At 69.3% G+C, this 20,695-nt stretch carries 17 protein-coding genes and 9 tRNA genes; 3 read left to right on the forward strand and 23 right to left on the reverse strand.

What is annotated here, in order from left to right; genetic code table 11:
• Positions 1–39: 39 nt before the first annotated feature.
• Complete coding sequence (locus tag J2Z79_RS02995) at positions 40–432, reverse strand: hypothetical protein (RefSeq protein ID WP_209465373.1); 393 nt, start codon at positions 430–432, stop codon at positions 40–42.
• A 258-nt stretch (positions 433–690) separates the two neighbouring features.
• Here J2Z79_RS02995 and J2Z79_RS03000 point away from each other — a divergent pair, with 258 nt between their 5' ends.
• Positions 691–1,932 (forward strand): HD domain-containing protein, encoded by a 1,242-nt coding sequence (locus tag J2Z79_RS03000; RefSeq protein WP_209465374.1) that lies wholly within the window; start codon positions 691–693, stop codon positions 1,930–1,932.
• A 264-nt stretch (positions 1,933–2,196) separates the two neighbouring features.
• Complete coding sequence (locus tag J2Z79_RS18770; RefSeq protein WP_209465375.1) at positions 2,197–2,586, forward strand: NUDIX hydrolase; 390 nt, start codon at positions 2,197–2,199, stop codon at positions 2,584–2,586.
• A gap of 296 nt (positions 2,587–2,882) precedes the next feature.
• Here J2Z79_RS18770 and J2Z79_RS03010 read toward each other — a convergent pair whose 3' ends face one another.
• The 9 genes from J2Z79_RS03010 to J2Z79_RS03050 all read right to left on the reverse strand — a co-directional run bounded on the left by J2Z79_RS03010 (position 2,883) and on the right by J2Z79_RS03050 (position 13,476).
• Positions 2,883–5,264 carry an endonuclease MutS2 gene (locus tag J2Z79_RS03010; RefSeq protein WP_209465376.1) on the reverse strand — a complete coding sequence of 794 codons (2,382 nt, stop codon included), beginning with the start codon at positions 5,262–5,264 and terminating at the stop codon, positions 2,883–2,885.
• 227 nt (positions 5,265–5,491) lie between these two features.
• Positions 5,492–6,415, reverse strand: coding sequence for an alkaline phosphatase family protein (locus J2Z79_RS03015; RefSeq protein WP_209465377.1), 924 nt, complete (start codon positions 6,413–6,415; stop codon positions 5,492–5,494).
• A gap of 99 nt (positions 6,416–6,514) precedes the next feature.
• A complete protein-coding gene (locus J2Z79_RS03020) occupies positions 6,515–7,222 on the reverse strand; it encodes a DUF421 domain-containing protein (protein WP_209465378.1) in 708 nt (235 codons plus the stop codon).
• Positions 7,223–7,280: 58 nt separating this feature from the next.
• Complete coding sequence (locus tag J2Z79_RS03025; protein ID WP_209465379.1) at positions 7,281–9,239, reverse strand: ABC-F family ATP-binding cassette domain-containing protein; 1,959 nt, start codon at positions 9,237–9,239, stop codon at positions 7,281–7,283.
• A gap of 452 nt (positions 9,240–9,691) precedes the next feature.
• A complete protein-coding gene (locus J2Z79_RS03030) occupies positions 9,692–10,579 on the reverse strand; it encodes an ABC transporter ATP-binding protein (RefSeq protein WP_209465380.1) in 888 nt (295 codons plus the stop codon).
• Positions 10,572–10,967 carry a GntR family transcriptional regulator gene (locus J2Z79_RS03035; protein ID WP_209465381.1) on the reverse strand — a complete coding sequence of 132 codons (396 nt, stop codon included), beginning with the start codon at positions 10,965–10,967 and terminating at the stop codon, positions 10,572–10,574. Before J2Z79_RS03035 ends, J2Z79_RS03030 begins: the two co-directional genes overlap by 8 nt.
• A 26-nt stretch (positions 10,968–10,993) precedes the next feature.
• Positions 10,994–11,803 (reverse strand): ABC transporter permease subunit, encoded by an 810-nt coding sequence (locus J2Z79_RS03040; RefSeq protein WP_209465382.1) that lies wholly within the window; start codon positions 11,801–11,803, stop codon positions 10,994–10,996.
• A 12-nt stretch (positions 11,804–11,815) separates the two neighbouring features.
• On the reverse strand, positions 11,816–12,592 hold the full coding sequence (locus J2Z79_RS03045; protein ID WP_209465383.1) for an ABC transporter permease: 777 nt from the start codon (positions 12,590–12,592) through the stop codon (positions 11,816–11,818).
• Positions 12,589–13,476: an ABC transporter ATP-binding protein gene (locus J2Z79_RS03050; RefSeq protein ID WP_209465384.1), complete on the reverse strand. Its 888-nt coding sequence runs from the start codon at positions 13,474–13,476 to the stop codon at positions 12,589–12,591. Before J2Z79_RS03050 ends, J2Z79_RS03045 begins: the two co-directional genes overlap by 4 nt.
• Before the next feature lie 343 nt (positions 13,477–13,819).
• Here J2Z79_RS03050 and J2Z79_RS03055 point away from each other — a divergent pair, with 343 nt between their 5' ends.
• Entirely contained in the window at positions 13,820–14,701 is an 882-nt protein-coding gene (locus tag J2Z79_RS03055; RefSeq protein WP_209465385.1) for a VOC family protein, read from the forward strand.
• Between the two features lie 370 nt (positions 14,702–15,071).
• Here J2Z79_RS03055 and J2Z79_RS03060 read toward each other — a convergent pair.
• The 13 genes from J2Z79_RS03060 to J2Z79_RS03120 form a co-directional block, all read right to left on the reverse strand.
• Positions 15,072–15,148, reverse strand: a tRNA-Pro gene (locus J2Z79_RS03060).
• Positions 15,149–15,882: 734 nt separating this feature from the next.
• Positions 15,883–15,959 (reverse strand) — tRNA-Pro (locus tag J2Z79_RS03065).
• A gap of 40 nt (positions 15,960–15,999) precedes the next feature.
• Positions 16,000–16,089 (reverse strand) — tRNA-Ser (locus J2Z79_RS03070).
• A gap of 7 nt (positions 16,090–16,096) precedes the next feature.
• A tRNA-Arg gene (locus J2Z79_RS03075) sits at positions 16,097–16,172 on the reverse strand.
• A gap of 34 nt (positions 16,173–16,206) precedes the next feature.
• Positions 16,207–16,282 (reverse strand) — tRNA-Ala (locus J2Z79_RS03080).
• 19 nt (positions 16,283–16,301) lie between these two features.
• Positions 16,302–16,378 (reverse strand) — tRNA-Asp (locus J2Z79_RS03085).
• A gap of 55 nt (positions 16,379–16,433) precedes the next feature.
• Positions 16,434–16,509, reverse strand: a tRNA-Lys gene (locus tag J2Z79_RS03090).
• A 6-nt stretch (positions 16,510–16,515) separates the two neighbouring features.
• Positions 16,516–16,589, reverse strand: a tRNA-Gly gene (locus tag J2Z79_RS03095).
• Between the two features lie 2 nt (positions 16,590–16,591).
• A tRNA-Asn gene (locus J2Z79_RS03100) sits at positions 16,592–16,666 on the reverse strand.
• A 105-nt stretch (positions 16,667–16,771) separates the two neighbouring features.
• Positions 16,772–17,827 carry an ABC transporter ATP-binding protein gene (locus J2Z79_RS03105; RefSeq protein ID WP_209465386.1) on the reverse strand — a complete coding sequence of 352 codons (1,056 nt, stop codon included), beginning with the start codon at positions 17,825–17,827 and terminating at the stop codon, positions 16,772–16,774.
• A complete protein-coding gene (locus J2Z79_RS03110) occupies positions 17,824–18,807 on the reverse strand; it encodes an ABC transporter ATP-binding protein (protein ID WP_209465387.1) in 984 nt (327 codons plus the stop codon). The genes J2Z79_RS03105 and J2Z79_RS03110 overlap by 4 nt, the downstream gene beginning before the upstream one ends.
• Before the next feature lie 15 nt (positions 18,808–18,822).
• Positions 18,823–19,668, reverse strand: a complete 846-nt coding sequence (locus tag J2Z79_RS03115; RefSeq protein WP_209465388.1) for an ABC transporter permease — start codon at positions 19,666–19,668, stop codon at positions 18,823–18,825.
• Positions 19,669–19,680: 12 nt separating this feature from the next.
• On the reverse strand, positions 19,681–20,691 hold the full coding sequence (locus tag J2Z79_RS03120; protein WP_209465389.1) for an ABC transporter permease: 1,011 nt from the start codon (positions 20,689–20,691) through the stop codon (positions 19,681–19,683).
• Positions 20,692–20,695 lie beyond the last annotated feature (4 nt).

Genomic DNA, 20,695 nt, shown 5'->3' on the forward strand with positions numbered 1-20,695 from the left:
CCCTCTTGTAAGTCTTTGTGCGGACTTGCGCCCCCGGCCCTACCAGGTGCGCGTCACGACCCAGCGGCCGCCCTCAGACTTGACCATGAGCTGGGCTCCCACCGCAACGCCGTCCGGCCTGTACCCGCCCAGCAGGGCGACGAAGTACCGCGGTTCATCCCCGGGCTCCACCGTGACGAGCGTGGCGACTTCCGGCTGCACCAGGTTCCCGATCAGTGCGATCGCATCGTCGGCGGTGATCTCCGCATTCCAGGACAGCAGCGACTCGACAGCCGCCCTGTCGCCATTCACCGCGGCCGCGACGAACCGGTCGGCCGCCTTCCTGGCCTGGGCCGAGTCGGACCAGTATCTGCCGTAGATCGAGGCCCCAAGCCCGAGGATGACCGCCAGCCCGAAAACCGCCAGGAGATACTGTTTCCGTGACATTGTCACGGACGGATCACCTCCCCCTGCAGGGCCGTCTCGCCGACAGAGCGACCGGGTCGTCGCCCCGGGGACACGGCCCCGGCTGGCCCCCCGCAGCGGGCAACCGGTCGTGCACGCGCCCCTCCGGAGACGGCCGAAGCATCACACGCTGCACTGTGAGTGTACCACGGACCCGAAATTTCTGGCAACCGCGTCAGTGGCCCTCGCACAGCAGGGTTCGCCGTCGCGCTGGACGAAACTACTGTTCGGGTGATCTCCATGCAAGTGCGCGACCCCGTTCATGGCGATATCTTCCTGACCGAGACTGAGGTCCAGGTGCTCGACACCCGGGAGATGCAGCGGCTCCGGTCGATCAAGCAGCTGGGTGCGGCCCACCTGGTCTTCCCCGGGTGCGTCCACACCCGGTTCGACCACAGCCTCGGGGCGCTGCACATGGCCCACCGCCTGATGGAGGCGCTCCGGCTGCAGGGCTGTGCGATCGACCCCGAGGAGGCGCAGCTCGTGCGCCTGGCGATGCTGGTGCACGACGTGACCCACATCCCCTACGGCCACACCTTCGAGGACGAGCGGCAGATCTTCCCCAGGCACGATGCCGGCCCCCGGCTGGACTACTTCCTCGGCATCCACAGCGAGCTGGGCCGCACCCTGGCCGCCGCCGGCTACCTGGACGGGGTGAGGGCGATCCTGTCCGGCCGCCCTCCCGCGCCGTGGATGGGCCAGATCGTCTCCTCCACCGTCGACGCCGACCTGCTGGACTACCTGCGGCGTGACTCCTTCTTCGCGGGCCTGCGCATGAACTACGATGACCGGGTCCTCTCCTACTTCGTGAAGGAGGACGGCCGGCTGCTGATCAACATGGTGAAGCGCGGGCTGGACCGGCCCGACGCCCGGACCGAGATCATCCACCTGCTGCGGATGCGCTACGTCCTGACCGAGCGCCTCTACCTCCACCACGCCAAGATCGCCGCCGGGGCGATGATCTCGAAGACCGTTGAACTCCACGCCAGGCACACCGGCCTCAGGGAGGAGGCGCTCTACGGCCTCGGCGACCAGACCTTCCTGGACCTCATGGCCCGGCTGCCCGGGCCGGGCGTCATCCAGGAGCTGGTGGACGGCGTGACCAACCGCCGGCTGTACAAGCGCGCCTACGTGCTCTCAGGTGACACGCTGGGCGAGGAGCGGGACGGCTTCATCGCCCGCTACGGCGGCCAGTCTGAGGCCCGGGAGGAGCTGGAGACGCAGATCGCGCAGAAAGCCCGGCTGAAGCCGGGGCAGGTGATCGTCTACTGCCCGAAGGCGAGCTTCTTCAAGGAAGTCCAGGTGCCCGTCCGCTCCCGCCACGGCGTCGGCCCGCTGCTCGAACTGGACCGCTCCGGCGAGGTGGCCGCCATGGCCCGGCAGTACGAGGGGCTCTGGCGGACGTACGTCTTTTGCCCGGCGGAGAAGGTGGACGCCGTGCGCCGGGCGTGCGAGAAGCTGTTTGGGTATGAGAGCGAGTACAAGTAGGGAGCGTCGGGCGATGGGCTTCCCCCGGCTTTTCAATGCCTGTCTCAGCCCGTGCGGGGAATGGCCTCGTGCAGCTTTAGACCGGGTTGGAGGTGGCACTGGCCTGGACCGTGCCGGAGCAATCCTGCGGCCCAGGCCGTCCGACAGATCGTACGACCATCCAAGGGGGTCTGCGGCGTGGGTGTCCAAGATGTGTCGAGTGGTGATGGCGGTGCGGGCAACCGCACTGGTGGTGTGGGCAACCGCCCTTTGAGAAGGGTCGACGTGGCGTACATCCTCATCTTCGACCCTGCTGCGCAGCGGATCCTGATGGTTCGGAACGACCACGGCTCGTGGACACTCCCCGGCGGCATGCGCGAACCGGGCGAGACCCTGCAGGAGACCGCACGGCGCGAGGCCAGGGAGGAGACCGGGCTGGAGGTGCGCGTCGGTCCGGTGGTGCACGTCGCCGAGCGCATCTGGCACGAGCACACGCTCTTTGTGACGTTCCGGGCCAATGTCGTGGGCGGCACGCTGGGGGCGGGGCTGCTGGGCGACGTCCGGGAAGTGGCCTGGAAGGGCGTCGAGGAGGCGCAGGAGTTGATGCCTTACTACGAGGACCTGCAGAGCCTCCTGACCGCCTCGGCGAACTATCAGTGCCATAGAGACACGTAGGGCCGCTCGACGCGAATCAGCACACCAAGTGGAATCGTCCGGGGTGCACAGGCGCCCCGGACGATCTCATCGTGCGCAGCCATGAAGAGAGACGGCGTAGCCTGATGGGGTAATCGGCATGGCGGCGGCCAGCCTCGCATGCATGGCGCTGACGCCAACATGGCTGGATTGATACATCTCAAGCACACCCCGGTCGACTCTCCCAAAGGTTGACACGGGGCAGGGCGCACCGCCGTAGGCACGCCGACGATGGCCGGACGCCTGCTCCTGGGCGGGCTGGCTCGTGTCAACCTCACTCACTCCTGCAGCTTCGCCACGGTCACCCCGTCGCCGCCCTCGCCGATGCCGCCGAGCCGGTGGGAGACCACCCGGCGGTCGGTCCGGAGCATCTCGGTGACGGCCTTGCGCAGGGCGCCGGTGCCCTTCCCGTGGATGATCCGCACCTGCGGGAGCCCCGCCAGCACGGCGTCGTCCAGGAACTTGTCGACCTTCTCCAGCGCCTCGTCCACCATCAGCCCGCGCAGGTCCACCTCGGTGGACATCTCCTGCGCCTTGGCGGCGGCCAGCCCCTTGCCGCGGGTCCGCATGCCCGCCGCGCCACGGGCCCTGGCGTCGGGCTGCTCCTCCTCCGCCCGCTCCAGGTCCTGCACCGAGACCGTCATCTTGATGATGCCGGCCTGCACCAGCAGGTTGCCCTGGGCGTCGGGCTCGGTCAGCACGTAGCCGCGGGTGTCCAGCGAGACGATGCGCACGGCGTCGCCCGGCTTGAGCCCGCGGGGGGCCTCGCCCCGGCGCTGGGCCCGGCGCTCCTCCTCGGTGGGTTCCACGGACTGGCGGGCCCGGGAGAGCCGCTCGCGGGCGGACTGGATGGTCCGCATCCGCTCGGCCTCCCGCTGCTCCCGCAGGGCCTGCTTCAGCTCGGCGATCACCGCCTCGGCCTCGCGCCGGGCAGTGGCCAGGATCTGCTGCGCCTGGGCGCGGGCCTTCTCCACCGTCTCGGCGGCCTTCTGCCTGGCGTCGCCGTAGCGCCGCTCGTACTCCTCCCGCATGCGCTGAGCCTCCGCCCGCAGGCGGTTGGCCTCGGCCCGCTCCTTCTCCAGCTCGGCCCGGGTGGCGTGGATGCCCTGGATCAGGTCCTCCACCCGCTCCTGGTCCCGGGTGAGGAAGCTGCGGGCCCGGTCGACGATGTGGGGCGACAGCCCCAGCCGCCGGGAAATCTCAAACGCGTTGGACGACCCCGGCACGCCGATCAGCAGCCTGTAGGTGGGCTGCAGCGTCTCCACGTCGAACTCCACCGAGGCGTTCTCCACCCGGCTGCGGGTGTAGGCGTAGGTCTTCAGCTCCGAGTAGTGGGTGGTGGCCACCGTCTTGGCGCCCCGGGCGTGCAGGTGCTCCAGGATCGACATCGCGAGCGCCGCGCCCTCCGTGGGATCGGTGCCGGCCCCGAGCTCGTCCATCAGGACCAGGGCGGGCCCCTCGAGCGCATTGAGGATGCGGATGATGTTGGTCATGTGCCCCGAGAAGGTGGAGAGCGACTGCTCGATGGACTGCTCGTCGCCCACGTCGACGAAGACCTGCTGGAAGATGCCCACCCGGGTGCCGTAGCCCGCCGGCAGGTGCAGGCCGGCCTGGGCCATGAGGACGAACAGCCCCATGGTCTTCAGCGCCACCGTCTTGCCGCCCGTGTTGGGACCGGTGATCACCAGCGTGTCGAAGGTGATGCCGATGTGGACGTCGATGGGCACCGCCTTGCCCTGGAGCAGCGGGTGGCGCCCCTTGCGGATCTCCAGCAGGGGCTCACGGGCCAGCTCGGGCTCGATGCAGTCCAGGTCCAGCGACAGCTTGCCCTTGGCCGAGGCAAAGTCGATCTGGGCCACGGCCTGCAGGGTGTCGAGCAGGCTGTCCGACTCGTCGGCGACCAGGCTCGAGAGACGGGTCAGGATCCGCTGGACCTCCTCCCGCTCCTTCAGGGCCAGCTCCTTCAGTTCGTTGTTCATTTCCACCACGGCCAGCGGCTCGATGAAGAGCGTCGACCCCGAGCCGGACTGGTCGTGGACGATGCCGGGCACCTGCGCCCGGTACTCGATCTTCACCGGCACGACGAAGCGGTTGTCGCGGATGGTGACGATGGGGTCCTGCAGGTACTTGGCGGCCGGGCCGCGCACGAAGGCGTCCAGCCGGTCCTTCATGCGGTTCTGCAGGGTGCGCATCGCCCGCCGGATGTCGTGCAGGGCCGGGCTGGCGTCGTCGCGCACCTCGCCGTGCTCGTCGATGGCCTGGCGGATCTCGGCCTCCAGGCGGCTGAAGGTGCCCAGCATGCGCGACAGGGCGTTCAGGATCGGCACGCCCTCCTGCTCCTCCAGGAACCGCTTCAGGCGGCGGCTGCTGGCCGCGGTGTCGGCCACGTCCAGCAGGTCGGCGGGCTCCAGCGTGCCGCCGCGCACCGCCCTGCCCACGTGCGGCCGCAGGTCGTGCAGGCCTCCCAGGGGGATGGCGTGGCCGGCCAGGTAGAGCCGCCTGGCCTCGCTGGTCTCGGCCTGCCGGTGCTGCACCTCCAGGAAATCGGTGGCGGGCATGAGCGACTCGACCACCTCCCTGCCCAGGGAGGTCGCGCACCGCTCGGCCAGCATCTCCTTGATCTTGGCGAACTCCAGCGTTCGCAGCGTACGTTCGTCCATGATGGTGTTCTTCCGTAGCTCCTCTCGTGTAAGGGGGGGCGGAGAGTTCCCAGAGTGTCTAGACGTAAGTTCGCTGGTATTGTTCCCCGGGCCGCCGTCGCAGGGGACGGGGAACCCGCTCCAGGACAGGCGACTGGGGCTGCTCAGCGGCGACCACACCTCGGGCGGGCGCCGGCAGCTGCCCGGCGGTGAGCCCACCGGGCGCGGCAGTGCTCGGCACCGGGCTGTCAGCCCACCACCCGCAGGATCGCCGGGGTGATGTCCAGCAGCGACCGGATGCCGCTGGCCACCGCGCCAGCCCCCGGCCCCCGCACGAAGGTCGCGACGGGGTTCAGGGTGTGGGTCTTCACCGACAGGTCCTCGATGTTGCCGTGGTCCGAGGTGATCAGCAGCAGGTGGTCCTCCGGCAGCTCCTGCAGGAGCCCTGCGAGGAAGGCGTCCAGCCGCTCCAGCACCCGCCGGGCCTCCGCCATGTCCCGGGCGTGGCCGGCTTTGTCGGTGAGGAAGTGCTCGTACAGCGTGAAGTGGTGCTCGGCGGCCACGCGGGCGGCCCGGCGGCCGGCCTCCACCGGGTCGACCGGTTCGACGTCGTAGCCCATCTGCCGCAGCACCTCGTGGTCGATGTCGAAGCCGACGGCCTCGCCGCGCCGCAGCTGGTCGAAGTTCCGGAAGACGTGCATGCCTCCGGCCAGCGCAGCGACGGTGGACGCCGAGGGCCGGTACCGGCGGTCTGCCTGCAGCGGCTGGCCCGCCGCCACCCATTCGAAGAACTCGGGCCGGAAGGCGTTGAGGAAGGTCGCCTTCAGCCCCCGCGCCACCACCCGGCGGAAGATGGAATGCTCCTCGAGGATCGCCCGGAGGCGGGGCGTGGGGTAGGCGTTGAGGTGGCGACCGATGGCCCGGGCCGCGTTCTGCCCGGTAAAGATCGTGGTCTGCCCCGTTGCGCTCTGGGGCAGACCCGGTACGTCCAGACACGGATCGGTGGCCACCACGGCCAGGTCGGGGCCCGAGAACGGCACGGCGCCGCGCCAGAGCGGGCTGCCGCCCAGGAGCGACCTGAAGGCAGGCATCTGCGCCGTAAGCAGCGGGTTCACCTCGGGATCGTCGCCGCCGAGACCCATGCCGTCGATGAAGAGCAGAAACACCCTCATGCTGCCACCTCCGATCGCTGCGACGGGAAAGCGGCCTCCGTTGAGCGGCGCCAGCCCCGGCGTCGGCGTGACCCGTTTGCCGCGGCCACCGGGCGCTATCTAGGACGGCGGCGGGGTGACCTCCTGCTCCACGGCCGCCAGCCTCCCCTGCAGCCCCAGGTCAGGCCCTTCCCCCGGAGAGCCTGCCGCCTCGGCGGCCGCCCGCCGCATCGCCCGGTCGACGGCCGCCTCCACCAGGGCCGGGAGCCGGCGGGCGAGGACCATCTCCACGACCCGCTCGACGTCCCGCGGCGTGGCGGCGTCGAAGTCCCGCTTCAGGATGACGCTGATGCCGCCGGCCTGCTCGATCCAGGCCTCCTTGACCTCCGACACGTCCTCCACCTCCCTGTGGCGGAGGGCGGTCATGAGGTCTGCCATGGAGACTCGCTCCTTCAGAAGGTTTCGCCGCAGAACCCGCCCGTCCTTCACCAGCAGGGTCGGAAGGCCTTCCGTCAGCCGCTCGAAGCCCTTCCAGTGCAGGTTGATCGTGGTGAGAAGCACGTGCAGCCCGCCGATGAGGGCCACGGGGATGAGGCCGTGCAGGAAGTCGACGTCCAGCTCGCCGATGGGGATGGCCGCGACCTCGCCGATGATGATGACCATGGCCAGGTCGTACGGGGCCAGGTTGGCGATGGACCGCTTGCCGGTCCAGCGGACGACGACCATGACGAAGACGAAGGTCAGAAGTGTCCGCACGACCAGTACGGGGATGTGCTGGAAGACCTCCTTCGCCCAGTCGGATGTGAAAATCTGCGCCAGGGTGAGCACCCTCGGTTCGTCGCTCCTTTCTCGGCCCCGCAGGGCCACCCCCTTAGGATGCCCAACCCTATCCGCCGATGGCCTCGGCCAGCGCCTCCCATTCCACGTAAAGCCGCTCCAGCTCCGCCTGGACGGCGTTGTACTCGGCGACGGCCTCCCGGCCGGCCGCGGTCCTGTAGATGTCCGGATCGGCCATGCGCGCCTCCAGCTCGGCCTTCCGCTCCTCCAGCCGGTGGATGGACGCCTCCAGCCGGCGCGCTGCCTCCATCGCCTTGCGCTCCTCCTTGCGGGAGCGACCGGCCTGCTGGCGGGCGTCCGTCCGGGCCGGCGCCGGGTCAGGCCGGCCCTTCTCCGCAGCGCCGGCCATCCCCTGTCCGGTCCGCCCGGCGGCCTCAGCCGCCTGCGCGGCCAGGAGCGCCAGCCGCTCCTTCTCCTCCCGGTAGGCGGTGTAGTTGCCCTCGTAGACGCCCACACCCTCGGGCAGTCCGAACTCCCAGATGTGCGTGGCCACCTGGTCGACGAAGAAGCGGTCGTGGGAGACGAAGATCAGGGTGCCCGGGTAGGCGCGCAGCGCTTCCTCCAGCACCTGCTTGGACTCCAGGTCCAGATGGTTGGTGGGCTCGTCCAAGAGCAGAACGTTGGCGCCGCTCACCATCAGCTTCGCAAGGATCAGCCGGTTCCGCTCGCCGCCAGAGCAGTCGGCGATGCGCTTGTGGGCGTCCTCGCCGGAGAAGAGGAACTGGCCCAGCAGCGAGTGCGCGTCGAACCGGGTGAAGCCGGGCAGCTCCATGATCTCCTCCAGGCAGGTGCGGCTGTAGTCCAGGGCGTCCAGGTCCTGGCTGAAGTAGCCCCGCTGCACGCCCACGCCCCAGCGGTAGGAGCCGGCGCTCGGCTGCAGCAGCCCGTGGATGATCTTCAGGAAGGTGGTCTTGCCGGAGCCGTTGGGCCCGACCAGGGCCACCCGGTCGCCCTTGTGGAGGGCGAGATCGACATTCCGGAAGACCGTGCGGTCGCCGAAGGACTTGGCCAGCCCCTCTACCTTCAGCACGTCGTCGCCCGACTCGTAGTCCACGTCGAAGGTGAGCTTCATCGTGCGCTGCCGCACCTGCGGCCGCTCCATCAGCTCCATCTTCTCCAGCTGCCGCTTGCGGGACATCGCCTGGCCCTTGCGGTTGGCGTTGCTCCGCCACTTCTCGTAGAAGGTGCGCAGCCGCTCCGCCTCCTGCTGCTGGCGCTCGTAGGCGCTGAGCAGCGCCTCCTGCCGGCGCTTCTTCTCCTCCAGGTAGTAGGAGTAGTTGCCGTGGTACATGTCGGACGTGTTGCTGGCCAGCTCCAGCGTGCGGCTGATCACCCGGTCGAGGAAGTACCGGTCGTGGGAGACCAGGATCGCCGCGGACTTCATCTGCCGGAAGTGGCCCTCCAGCCACTCCACCGCCTGCAGGTCCAGGTGGTTGGTGGGCTCGTCCAGCAGCATCAGGTCGGGCTCCTCCAGCAGCAGCTTGGCGAGGCCCAGGCGGACCTTCTGGCCGCCGGAGAGGACCTCCACCGGCTTCTCCAGGTCGCCCTCGTCGAAGCCCAGACCGAAGAGCACCGCCCGCACCCGGGCGGGCGCGTCGTAGGCGCCCGCCCCCTCGTAGAGGGCGGTCACCCGGGTGTACTCGTCCATGATGGCCTGCAGGGCCTCCTCCGACTCCGCCTCGCCCATGCACGCCTCCAGCCTCCGAAGGTCGCGCTCCCACTTCTCCAGGTGGCCGAGCACGGACCGGGCCTCCTCGAAGACCGTGCGGCCGGGCGTGAACTCGGGGTCCTGGCTCAGGTAGCCGATGCGGGTGCCGGAGGGCACGATGATCTGCCCGCTGTCGTACTCCATGCGGCCCATCAGGATCTTGAGCAGCGTCGTCTTGCCGCTGCCGTTGCGGCCGACGAGGGCCATCTTCTCGCCCTCGTTGAGGAGGAATGAAACATCCTTGAAGAGCAGGTCGATTCCCCAGTATTTGGAGAGCCCCTGCACGGTGAGAATGGCCATAGGTAGATCGCTCCTTCCGTCGTCCCCGCTGAGGGTGGATGTGGTTCAGGGGGACGGCAGGCGGGGACGTGTGAGGCGGGGGCGATGGTACGGACTGGACGTGGGGCGAGTGCGGCGCGCCGCGCGTGAGGGCGCTTCCCGTGGCAGACGGCTCCGCAACGCCATCCGGACGGACGGCTGCGCAGGCCGCACAAACACGCAAAAGCCGCGGGTAAGACCTCTTACCGCGGCTCAGATACGCCCGGTGGCGAGGCTTACCGCCCTGTGTGCCAGTCAATGTCCCGTCCTGCCGTCAAAAGGGCACACTGCCCCCTTGGTGCTCTACGCGCGTACGGCACAGACCGGGCTGACCAGCAGCATCATGGCGGTCTCCTCTCCTCCAGTTCACACAGCTTGCCTCCATGATATGCCGCCCGGGCAACTCCTGTCAAGGCGGCCCGGGCGGCACGGGTTCACGAGACGTAGCTGATGAAAATCTCCTCGAGGCTCTGATCGAAAACCTGGACGCCCGTCACCCCGGGCAGGGCCCGGAAGGCCCGCTCCAGCGCCTCCCGCTCCCCGCTCGCGTAGAGCAGCCAGCCACCGGCCTCCCGCACCGCACGGCGCACGCCCTGCACACCGCGCAGGGCTTCCTCGGCCACCGGTCCGGCCACCCGCACCCGCTTCTCCCGCTCCTTCAGGTCATCCAGCCCGTCTGCGACGACGAGCCGGCCGCCCACGAGGATCGCGACCCGGTCGGCCAGCCGCTCGATCTGGTACAGATCGTGGCTGCTGAGGAAGACCGTGCAGCCCGTCTCCAGGCTGTCGGCCAGCAGCACCTGCAGGTACTGGTGCCGGTTCAGCGGGTCCAGGCCCAGCGTGGGCTCGTCCAGGATCAGCAACTCGGGGCCGCCGCCCATCACCAGGGTCAGGGACAGCTGCGCACGCATGCCGGTGGACATGTGCCGCACCGGCAGGGTGTCGGGCAGTTCGAACAGGTCCAGGTAGCGCCGCGCCGTCCGGTCGTCCCAGCGCGGGTGCAGCCCGCGGCAGAGGGCGAACAGATCCCGCGCCGTCATGCCCTCCGGCAGCGCCTGAGCCTGCGACACGTACCCGATGCGCGGCTTGAGGGAGAGCGGCGGGTAGCCCGGTCCCAGGGGCTCGCCGAGGACCTCGCCGCCGCCGGCGTCCGGTCGGATCAGACCCATGAGGCAGCGCATCAGGGTCGTCTTGCCCGCCCCGTTGGGTCCGAGCACGGCGAAGAAGGAGCCCCGGGGCACCGCCAGGTCGACGGCCGACAGGGCGGTCTTCGGACCGTACCGCTTGGTCAGGCCTGCCACGCGAATCGCCCACTCACTCACCGGACCGCCTCCTCTCCGCCGCCGCCAGGCGTTCGCGGAAGATCGCCAGGGCCTGCTCCGAGTCGATGCGCAGCCGGTATGCGTCCGCCGCCAGCCGGTCCGCCGCCTCCGCGAACTGCCGCAGCCGCTCGGCCTCGGGCACGGCCGGGTCGCGGTCGGCCACGAAGGTGCCGCGGCCCCTGGGCGTCTCGATGACCCCCTCGCGCTCCAGCTCCTGATACGCCTTGGCAACGGTATTGGGGTTGACCGCCAGCTCCACCGCAAGGTCGCGCACCGAGGGCAGGCGGTCGCCGGCCCTGAGCACGCCGGATGCCACCGCCTGCCGGACCTGCTCCACCAGCTGGCGGTAGATGGGCGTTCCACTGGCCGGGTCGATGTGGTACCACACGGGCCGCCCTCCTTCCGCCCCTCAGTTTACACGGCGATCTGCTTGCGTTGGAAGAGCCGGACCGCGAGGAACAGCAGCAGGAGGGAGCCGCCGCCGAGCAGCGCCAGGTCGCCCCAGGGCACCTCGCCCTGCATCACGATGGCCTGCACGTCGTAGAAGGAGAACGGCAGCGCCCCGCGCAGGGCCTTCAGGGCCCCGGTCGCGTCTCCCGTGGACATGTGGACGAATACCAGACCCAGCCCGACGCCGAGCGTCGCCCCGGTGCCGGGTCCGAAGTCGTCGATGAACAGGCTCACCACCAGCATCAGCCCGCCGACGAAGAGGTAGAGCAGAAGCGAGTTCGCCTCGGCCAGGGCGTACCGCCCGGGGTGCCCGGCCTCGCCGAGGGCGGCCAGCCCCAGCAGGATCCCGGCAAAGTGGCTGAGGTGCAGCACGGCCAGCGCGCCCAGCAGCACCATCCAGCGGGAGACCAGGAGCTGCGCCCGCGTGACGGGGAGCGAGAGCAGAAAGGCCATGGTGCGCCGGTCCATCTCCCGGGTGACCATGCCCGCCACGAAGAGGGCGGTGAAGATCACGTAGAGCAGCGAGAGCCAGTTGCCCAGCACGTAGCTCTGGATCCAGCCGTCCAGGTACGTCAGGCTCGCCCCGTCGGTGCCGATCAGGCCCTTGAGGGTGCCCGTCGCCGACCTCAGGAGGTCATCGAGGACGTCCAGCGCCCCGGAGTTCAGCACATACCGCCAGAGGGAGGTGGTGATGAAGCCGACGAACCCGAGCAGGACGGCCCAGGTGAGGATCGAGGCGGCCTCAGCGCGCGCGTGTTGACGGATCAAGGTCATGTCCTGCACCTCCTAGGCCGGGAACTGCTTGCGCTTGAACGCCCAGAAGCTGATGGCCAGGCCCGCGGCCGCGGCCAGGGCCAGCACCAGGGCGTCGGCTGCGAAGGCCCCGGTGCGCAGGACGCGGGCGACGTCCACGTAGCTGAAGGGACTGAGTACCCGGCCGGCCCGGCTCACCGTGGCGCCCTTCAGGACAAACTCCATCAGGTAGGCGAAAGCCACGGCGCCGAGGAAGAGCTTGACGCCCATGCTGTAGTCGTCCACCCACATGGAGGCCGCGAGGATCACGCAGCTGAAGGCGACGGCCAGGAGCCAGAGGTTGACCATGGCGGCCCCGAAGTGGCCCCAGCTGCCCTGATACCCCTGTGCGGCCATGTCGAGGCGGAACGCCGCCCACACGGCCGCCACCATCAGGGTGAGGTTGACCAGCAGGACGGCCACGCGCGCCCCCAGCAGCCGCGTCCGCCCCACCGGCAGGGAGAGCAGGAAGTCGACCGTGCGCCGGTCCACCTCGCGGGTGACAACGGAGAGGGCGAGCAGGGCGCCGTAGAGGACGGGCACCAGCATCGTGCCCTTGCCCAGGGCAACCACCAGGTACTGGTCCACCGGGTCCATGCCCGCGAGGTCGCCGAGCAGGGCGAGCAGGGACGGCGGGAGCGAGCCGATCGAGTTGCTGTCGATGAAGGGTGCGGCCGACCGCGTCATGGCCAGCGCCAGCGCCACTCCTACGGCGAGCCAGATCAGCAGCCCCCTCAGCTGCACGGTGAAGAACTGGCGGAAGAGCGTCACCGGCCGCCACCCCCCTCGTAGAAGGCCCGGAAGACCTCCTCCAGCGGCGGGTCGGCCACCGTGAGGTCGACCAGGTCCTGGCCGGCCAGCGCCCCCACCAGGGGGGCGATGGGGCCGTGGAACGTGAACCGGACCGTGCGTCCGTGCACCTCCAGGGCGCGCACGCCAGGCGTCGCCGCAAGGTCGGGGACGGCGGCGCGGAACTCGGCCGCCACGTGCTTCACCCGCTGCTTCTTCAGGTGCTCCACCTGGTCGACGGCGACGATCTGCCCGTCCCGGATGATGGCGACCCGGTCGCAGAGGGCCTCCACCTCCGAGAGCACGTGCGACGACATGAAGACCGTCTTGCCCCGGGCCTTCTCCTCCCGGATCAGGGATGCGAAGGCCTCCTGGACCAGCGGGTCCAGGCCCGTGGTGGGCTCGTCGAGGATGATCAGCTCGGGGTCGTGCGCCAGGGCGATCAGCAGGGCGACCTTCTGCTTGTTGCCGCGGGAGAGCGTCTTCATCCGGCGCCTCAGGTCGACCTCCAGCCGGTCCGCCAGGTAGGCGACGCGGCTGCGGTCGCGTACGCCCCGCACGGCCAGGGCGAAGTCGACGTTCTGCTGGCCCGTGAGGAACTCGTAGAGTGCGGGGTCCGAGGGAAGGTAGCCCACGCGGGCGCGCACGCTGCGGCTCTGGGCCACGGCGTCAAGCCCGAGGACGTGCGCCCGGCCCGCCTGGGGCCGCAGGAAGCCCAGCAGGGTCCGGATCAGCGTCGTCTTGCCCGCTCCGTTGGGGCCGAGGAAGCCGAACACCTCTCCCTGGCTCACCGCCAGGTCGATGTTCCGGACGCCCCGGCCGTTGCGGTACAGCCGGGTCAGGCCCTCCACCTGAATCGCCTGCATCAGCCGTCGCCTCCAGTGCAGAATGTACGTGTGTACTACAACAATAATACACCAGCACACCTGGCGGGTCAACCGAGTCCACACGCCCGCCGCTGCTGTTGCATCTTCCAATACTTCTTGGTATTCTGTGATGAATAGGTGTGTTTTCTTGCAGACATCCCCGGAGGGAGCGAGCCCGTCGCCCTTGGTCGCGGCCGATCCCCCTCATTATGGTCTGCGCCGCGGCGTTCAACTGCCGCGGCTGAATCGACTGGGTACACCCGATGCTGGGGTCGTTGCGGGGCGCCGACGCGCATGGCCGCAGGACGCTCCGACCACCCCGACGGAAAGGAGGCAGCAGAAGATGACCCAGGAGATACACCCCGAGACACGGCTGGGCCCGGTCCACCTGACGGTGAGCGCACTGGACCGCCTGACCGACTTCTACCAGCAGGCGCTGGGGCTGCAGGTCCACTGGCGGTCCGGCGGGAGGGCGGGGCTCGGCGCCGGCGGTGAGGACCTGCTGGTGCTCTACGAGGCGCCCGGCGCAAGGCGGGCGCCTCGCACCACGGGCCTCTACCACTTCGCCCTGCTCCTGCCCGACAGAAGGGAACTGGCGCGGGCGATCGTCCGCCTCGCCCAGCTGAAGGTGCCGCAGGCGCCCACCGACCACCTGATGACCGAGACCACTTACCTCTCCGACCCCGAGGGGAACGGAATCGAGCTCTACGTCGATACCCCCGAGGACGGCTGGTTCGGCCAGGAGAACGGCCGCTTCGTCGCCCGCGACAAGGACGGCCTGCTGCGATCCGGCCGGGATCCGCTGGACCTGGACGAGCTCTTCACCCACCTCCAGCCCGGCGACCGGTTCGACACGCCCATGCACCCGGCGACGCGCGTCGGCCACATCCACCTGCACGTGGCCGACATCGGGGAGGCGATGCGGTTCTACCACGGCGTGCTCGGCTTCGGCGTGCAGATCGAGGACGAGACGATGGGCTTCGTCTCCGCCGGCGGCTACCACCACCACATCGGCTTCAACACGTGGCTGGGCCATGGTGCGCCCCCGCCGCCGCCCGGCGCGCGCGGGCTGCGCCACTACACGGTCGTGGTGCCCCACCGGGACGAACTGGACCGACTGGGGGCGCAGGTCCGCACGGCCGGGCTGCCGGTGGAGCAGCGCCCCGACGGGCTGATGGTCGCCGACCCGTCGCAGAACCGCCTGCTGCTCACGGTGCAGCAGTAGCGCTGCGGCAGGGGGCGGACGCTATGCTCAGCTTGCCCCGCGACATGCCGCCCGGATCGCCCTATCGGGAGAGATGCGAAGAGGGACGTGCACTTGCACGTCCCTCTTCGTCGTCCCGGTCGGCGCTTTCGCCCTTCGCTTCGCAAAGGGCTGCGTAGTGACAGCGTGCGGATGCATCACCCCGGATGGCTGAATGGTCGGCCCTCCCGGGCTGTGCTTCGCCAAGGGCCGCCGTGCCACCCCGTCTCCAATCGCGTGCACCGAGCGAAGCGGCATTCCGAGCGGTCGGCCCTCTCGCCCTTTGCTTCGCAAAGGGCTGTCGGGCCACCCAAAACGAAAGCAGGCATGCAAAGCATGCCTGCTTTCGTTTTGGTCGGGGTGACAGGATTTGAACCTGCGACCTCACGGTCCCGAACCGTGCGCTCTACCAAGCTGAGCCACACCCCGGTTCAGTTGTGGGCAGCAAGCGGGTATCTGCGGGACGGCTCCCTCGGGCTTTGCTGCGCAAAGGGCTGCCGGATTGACCCTTTGAACAGCAGGCGCCCGGACGCGCACTGCACGTTCACTGGTCGGCCCTCTCGCCCTTTGCTTCGCAAAGGGCTGTCGGATTGACCGTTTGAACAGCCAATCTCCTGATGCGCACTACACGTTCATCGGTCGGCCCTCTCGCCCTTTGCTTCGCAGAGGGCTGTCGGATTGACCGTTTGAACAGCCAACCTCCTGATGCGCACTACACGTTCATCGGTCGGCCTTCTCGCCCTTTGCTTCGCAAAGGGCTGTCGGATTGACCGTTTGAACAGCCAACCTCCTGATGCGCACTACACGTTCATCGGTCGGCCCTCTCGCCCTTTGCTTCGCAAAGGGCTGCCGGGTTGACCCTTTGAACAGCCGGCGCCCGGACGCGCACTGCACGTTCACTGGTCGGCCCTCTCGCCCTTTGCTTCGCAAAGGGCTGTCGGATTGACCCTTTGAACAGCAGGCGCCCGGACGCGCACTGCACGTTCACTGGTCGGCCCTCTCGCCCTTTGCTTCGCAAAGGGCTGCCGGGTTGCCCCTTGAACAGCCGGCGCCCGGACGCGCACTGCACGTTCACTGGTCGGCCCTCTCGCCCCTTGCTTCGCAAAGGGCTGTCGGGCCACCCATTTGGATAGCAGATGCGCGGAGCGCATCTGCTATCCAAATGGTCGGGCTGACAGGATTTGAACCTGCGACCTCTTCCACCCCAAGGAAGCGCGCTACCAAGCTGCGCCACAGCCCGATTCGATGCATCTGGGCCGGGGGTTGCCCGGCCCAGACTTTGGCGGAGAGGGTGGGATTCGAACCCACGGTACGGTTTCCCGTACACAGCATTTCCAATGCTGCACCTTAAACCACTCGGACACCTCTCCAGGGTGTTGGCGCGCCGGGCAGGATTCGAACCTACGACCACCTGATTCGTAGTCAGGTACTCTATCCACTGAGCTACCGGCGCAACCTGTCCGAACGCGGTTCGGGCGTCCGGACCTTGGTGGAGCTAAGGGGATTCGAACCCCTGACCTCTTGAGTGCGATTCAAGCGCTCTCCCAACTGAGCTATAGCCCCATCTCACCTATGAAGTTGTTGGCGGAGGCGACGGGATTCGAACCCGCGATCTCGGCCGTGACAGGGCCGCATGTTAGGCCTCTACACCACGCCTCCGTCTGCATCGGGCGACGAGCCGTATTATATCAGGACTTCGGGTGTTATGCAACCCTGGTGGACCGCGTAGGACTCGAACCTACAACCAGACGATTAAGAGTCGCCTGCTCTACCAATTGAGCTAGCGGTCCATGTGCTGGAGCGGGCGATGGGAATCGAACCCACGCTTTCAGCTTGGGAAGCTGAAGTTCTACCATTAAACTACGCCCGCGGTGGCTCCGGCAGTAGGATTCGAACCTACAACCCTCCGGTTAACAGCCGGATGCTCTACCGTTGAGCTATGCCGGAATCTCGCCGCTAACGGCCGGCGAGGATTAATGATACCCGAAACATCGCGGCGACGCAAGCGTCCTGGTGAAAGAATAACTTGCGAGTTAACTCCGCGAGATCAGATCAGCCTGCCGGGTGGACGCCCTGCGCCGCACCCCTCGGCGCGCCGCCGGCCGCAGGCGCCCACGGCGCGGTGAGATGGCACGCCACCCACCGGCCGCCGCCGCGGTCGGTCAGCGCCGGCCGCACCGTCCGGCACACCTCTCCCGCCGCCGCCGGGCAGCGCGGGTGGAAGGGACAGCCGGGCGGCGGGTCCAGCGGGCTGGGCGGTACGCCCTGCAGGATGATGCGCTCCCGCCGCCCCTGGCCGGGCGCCGCCGAGAGCAGCGCGTGGGTGTACGGGTGCAGCGGGTCGCGGAAGAGCGGCTCCGTCGGGCCGATCTCCACGATCTGGCCCAGGTACATCACCGCCACCCGGCTGCTCAGGTGGCGCACCACGCCCAGGTCGTGCGAGATGAAGAGGTAGGTGAGGCGCAGCTCCCGCTGCAGGTCCTCCAGCAGGTTGATGATCTGCGCCTGGACGGACACGTCCAGGGCCGAGACCGGCTCGTCCGCCACGATCAGCCGGGGGTGCATGGCCAGGGCCCGGGCGATGGCGATGCGCTGCCGCTGGCCGCCGCTGAACTGGTGCGGGTACTGGTCCAGATGGCGGGCGGAGAGGCCCACCCGCTCCACCAGCGCCGCCGCCTCCCGGCGCCGCTCCCGGGGCGGCAGGCCCCGCAGGGCCAGCGGCACGGAGAGGATCTGCCGCACCGTCTTGCGGGGGTTCAGCGAGGCGTACGGGTTCTGGAAGACGATCTGCGCCTGCTGGCGGAACCGGCGGAGGCCGGCGGCGTCGAGCTCGAACACGTCCTGCCCGTCGAAGCGCACGTGCCCCCGGGTGGGGGTGTGCAGGTGCAGGATCGTGCGCCCCAGCGTCGACTTGCCGGATCCGCTCTCCCCCACCAGCCCCAGCGTCTCGCCCTCGTGCAGCACAAAGGAGACCCCGTTCACCGCGTGGACCACGCGGTTGCCGCCGCCGGTCAGCAGCCGGGCGAGGAGGCTGCGGGGCAGGATGAACTGCTTGTGCAGGTCCACGACCTCGAGCAGCGGCGGTCCGGCTTGGCCCGGCACACTCACCCCGCCATCACCTCCTCCGCGCGGACGCACGCTACCTCGCGGCCGTCCGCCAGCTGCCGCAGCGGGACCTCCCCGGCCCGGCACTCGGCCGTCGCGTGGGGGCAGCGGTCGGCAAAGGCGCAGCCCCGGGGGAGCTGCGTCAGGTCCGGCAGCGACCCGGGGATCGGCTCCAGCCGCCCCTTCCGGCCGCCCCACACGGGCAGGCAGCCAACCAGCCCGCGGGTGTACGGGTGGTGCGGCGCGGCCACGACCTGCCAGGCCGGCCCCACCTCGACGATGCGGCCGGCGTACATCACGGCGACGCGGTCGCAGAACTCGGCCGCCAGGCCGATGTCGTGGCTGACCAGCAGGATGGCGGTGTTGCGCGTGCGGTTGATCTCCCGCAGAAGGTCGAGGATCTGGGCCTGGATCGTCACGTCCAGCGCCGTGGTCGGCTCATCGGCCAGCAGGAGGCGCGGGTTGCAGGCCAGCGCCGCGGCGATCAGCACGCGCTGGAGCATGCCCCCGCTGAACTCGTGGGGGTAGGCGCGGTACCGCTGGGCGGCGTTCGCGATGCCCACCGCCTCCAGCAGCTGCAGGACCCGCGCCCGTTCCTCGGCGCGGGACTTGCAGTACCGGTGCACCCTCAGGCTCTCCCGCACCTGCTCGCCGATGGGCATGGCGGGGTTGAGCGCGGTCATCGGGTCCTGGAAGACCATGCCGATCTCGTAGCCCCGCACGCCGCGGTAGGCCCGGGGCGAGAGCCGGGTCAGCTCCCTCCCCTTCAGCCGGACCGACGAGCCGGGCAGAATCCGCCCCGGCCGCGGGATCAGCCCCATCACGGCCAGCAGCACGGTCGACTTGCCCGACCCGGACTCGCCGATCAGCCCCACGACCTCTCCCGCCTGCACCCGGAGGCTCACGCCGTCGACCGCGCGCAGGGGGCCCCGGGGCGACGGAAACTCCACAGACAGGTTTTCAATGGCCAGGAGCGGCCCCACGTCAGCTCCCTCCCCTCACCGCCGCATGCGGGGATCCAGCACGTCCCGCAGGCCCTCGCCGAACATGTTGATCGCCAGCACCAACCCCACGATGGCCAGCCCGGGCATCGTGGCCACCCACCATGCGTTCAGCATCTGGTCCCGGCCGGCATTGACCATGGAACCCCACGCCGGGATCGAAGGGGGAATGCCGAGGCCCAGGAATGAGAGCGAGGCCTCCATGATGATCATGTAGCCCATGCGGAGCGTGGCCAGCACCAGCAGGGAGTGGATGATGTTGGGCAGCACCTCCCCGGCGATGATGGCCACCGGCCCCCGCCCCAGCGCCCGGGCGGCCTCCACGTACTCCTTGGTCCCCTCCGTCAGCATCTCGCCGCGGGCGAGCCGGAAGAACTCCACCCAGGCCTTGAAGCAGAGGGCGATGATCAGGTTGCCGAAGCCCGGCCCGATGACGGCCATGGCGAAGATCGTGAACAGCAGGTAGGGGAAGCCCATCAGCAGGTCGGCGACGCGCGAGAGGATCCGGTCCACCCAGCCTCTCCAGTAGCCGGCGACGCAGCCCAGCACGGTGCCCACGGTCAGGGAGATGGCCACCGAGATCAGCCCCACCAGCAGCGAGACCCGTGCACCGTACAGGATGCGTGTGAAGATGTCCTGCCCCAGCTGGTCCGTCCCCAGCAGGTGGGCGGCCGTGCCGCCGTCAACGAAGGCCGGCGGCTTCAGGCGGTCCGCCAGCACCATCTCCCGGGGGCCGTACGGCGCGATCCAGGGGGCGAGGAGCGCCGCCAGGATGTAGAGCAGAATGACGACCAGGCCAACCACGGCGCCAGGGTGGCTGATCAGACGGCGCCAGAAACCCATTGCCCACCTCCTTCACAGTTCGAGCTTGGGATTGAGCTGCGTGTAGAGGATGTCGACCAGCAGGTTGGCGATCAGGAACGTCAGGGCGTAGAGCATCACGGCGCCCTGCACCAGGGCGTAGTCGCGCCCGAAGATGGCGCCCACCACGAGCCGGCCGAGCCCCGGCCAGCCGAACACCGTCTCGACGATCATGTTGCCGCCCAACAGCACGCCCAGCTGCAGGCCGGCCACCGTCACGGTGGGGATCAGGGCGTTGCGCAGGGCATGGCGCAGCACCACCTGCCACTCGGGCACGCCACGGGCCCGGGCGGCGGTGACGTAGTCCATGTGCAGCGCCTCCAGCATCGAGGAGCGGGTCACCCGGGCGATGATCGCCGTCAGCTCCGCGCCCAGGGTGACGGCAGGGAGCAGCAGGTGGAGCAGGGCGTCCTTGAGCAGCGCCCAGTCGCGGGTCAGCAGTGCATCCAGCACGTACAGGCCGGTCAGGTCCGGCGGCGCGATGCCCGCGGAGAGGCGTCCCTGGACCGGCGTCCAGCCCAGGTGCACCGAGAACAGCATGATGGCCATGATGCCGAGCCAGAAGGCGGGCATGGAGATGCCCAGAAAGGACACCCCCATGGCCAGCCGGTCGAACGAGGAGTTGCGCCAGACGGCCGACAGCACGCCGATGGGCAGGCCGATCAGGAGCGCCACGAGGAGCGCGGCCAGCGCCAGCTCCACCGTGGCGGGGAAGGCGTCGAGGATCACGTCGGCGACGGGGCGCTGCTCCCGGAAGGAGGTGCCCAGGTCGCCCCGGAGCAGCCCCCGCACGAAGATGGAGAGCTGCTCCGGCAGCGGACGGTCGAGGTGGAGCTCGCGGCGCAGGGCTTCGATCTCGGCCTGGGAGACGTTGCCGGACTGGCCCATCATGATGTCGACGGGGTCACCGGGCAGCAGGCGCACGAAGCCGAAGACCAGGAGCAGCATCAACAGCGACATCGGCAGGGCCGTCAGCACGCGCTCCAGGATCCGTACCGCCTTCACGCCT

This window comes from Symbiobacterium terraclitae (assembly GCF_017874315.1).
In the GTDB taxonomy this organism is placed as follows: domain Bacteria; phylum Bacillota; class Sulfobacillia; order Symbiobacteriales; family Symbiobacteriaceae; genus Symbiobacterium; species Symbiobacterium terraclitae.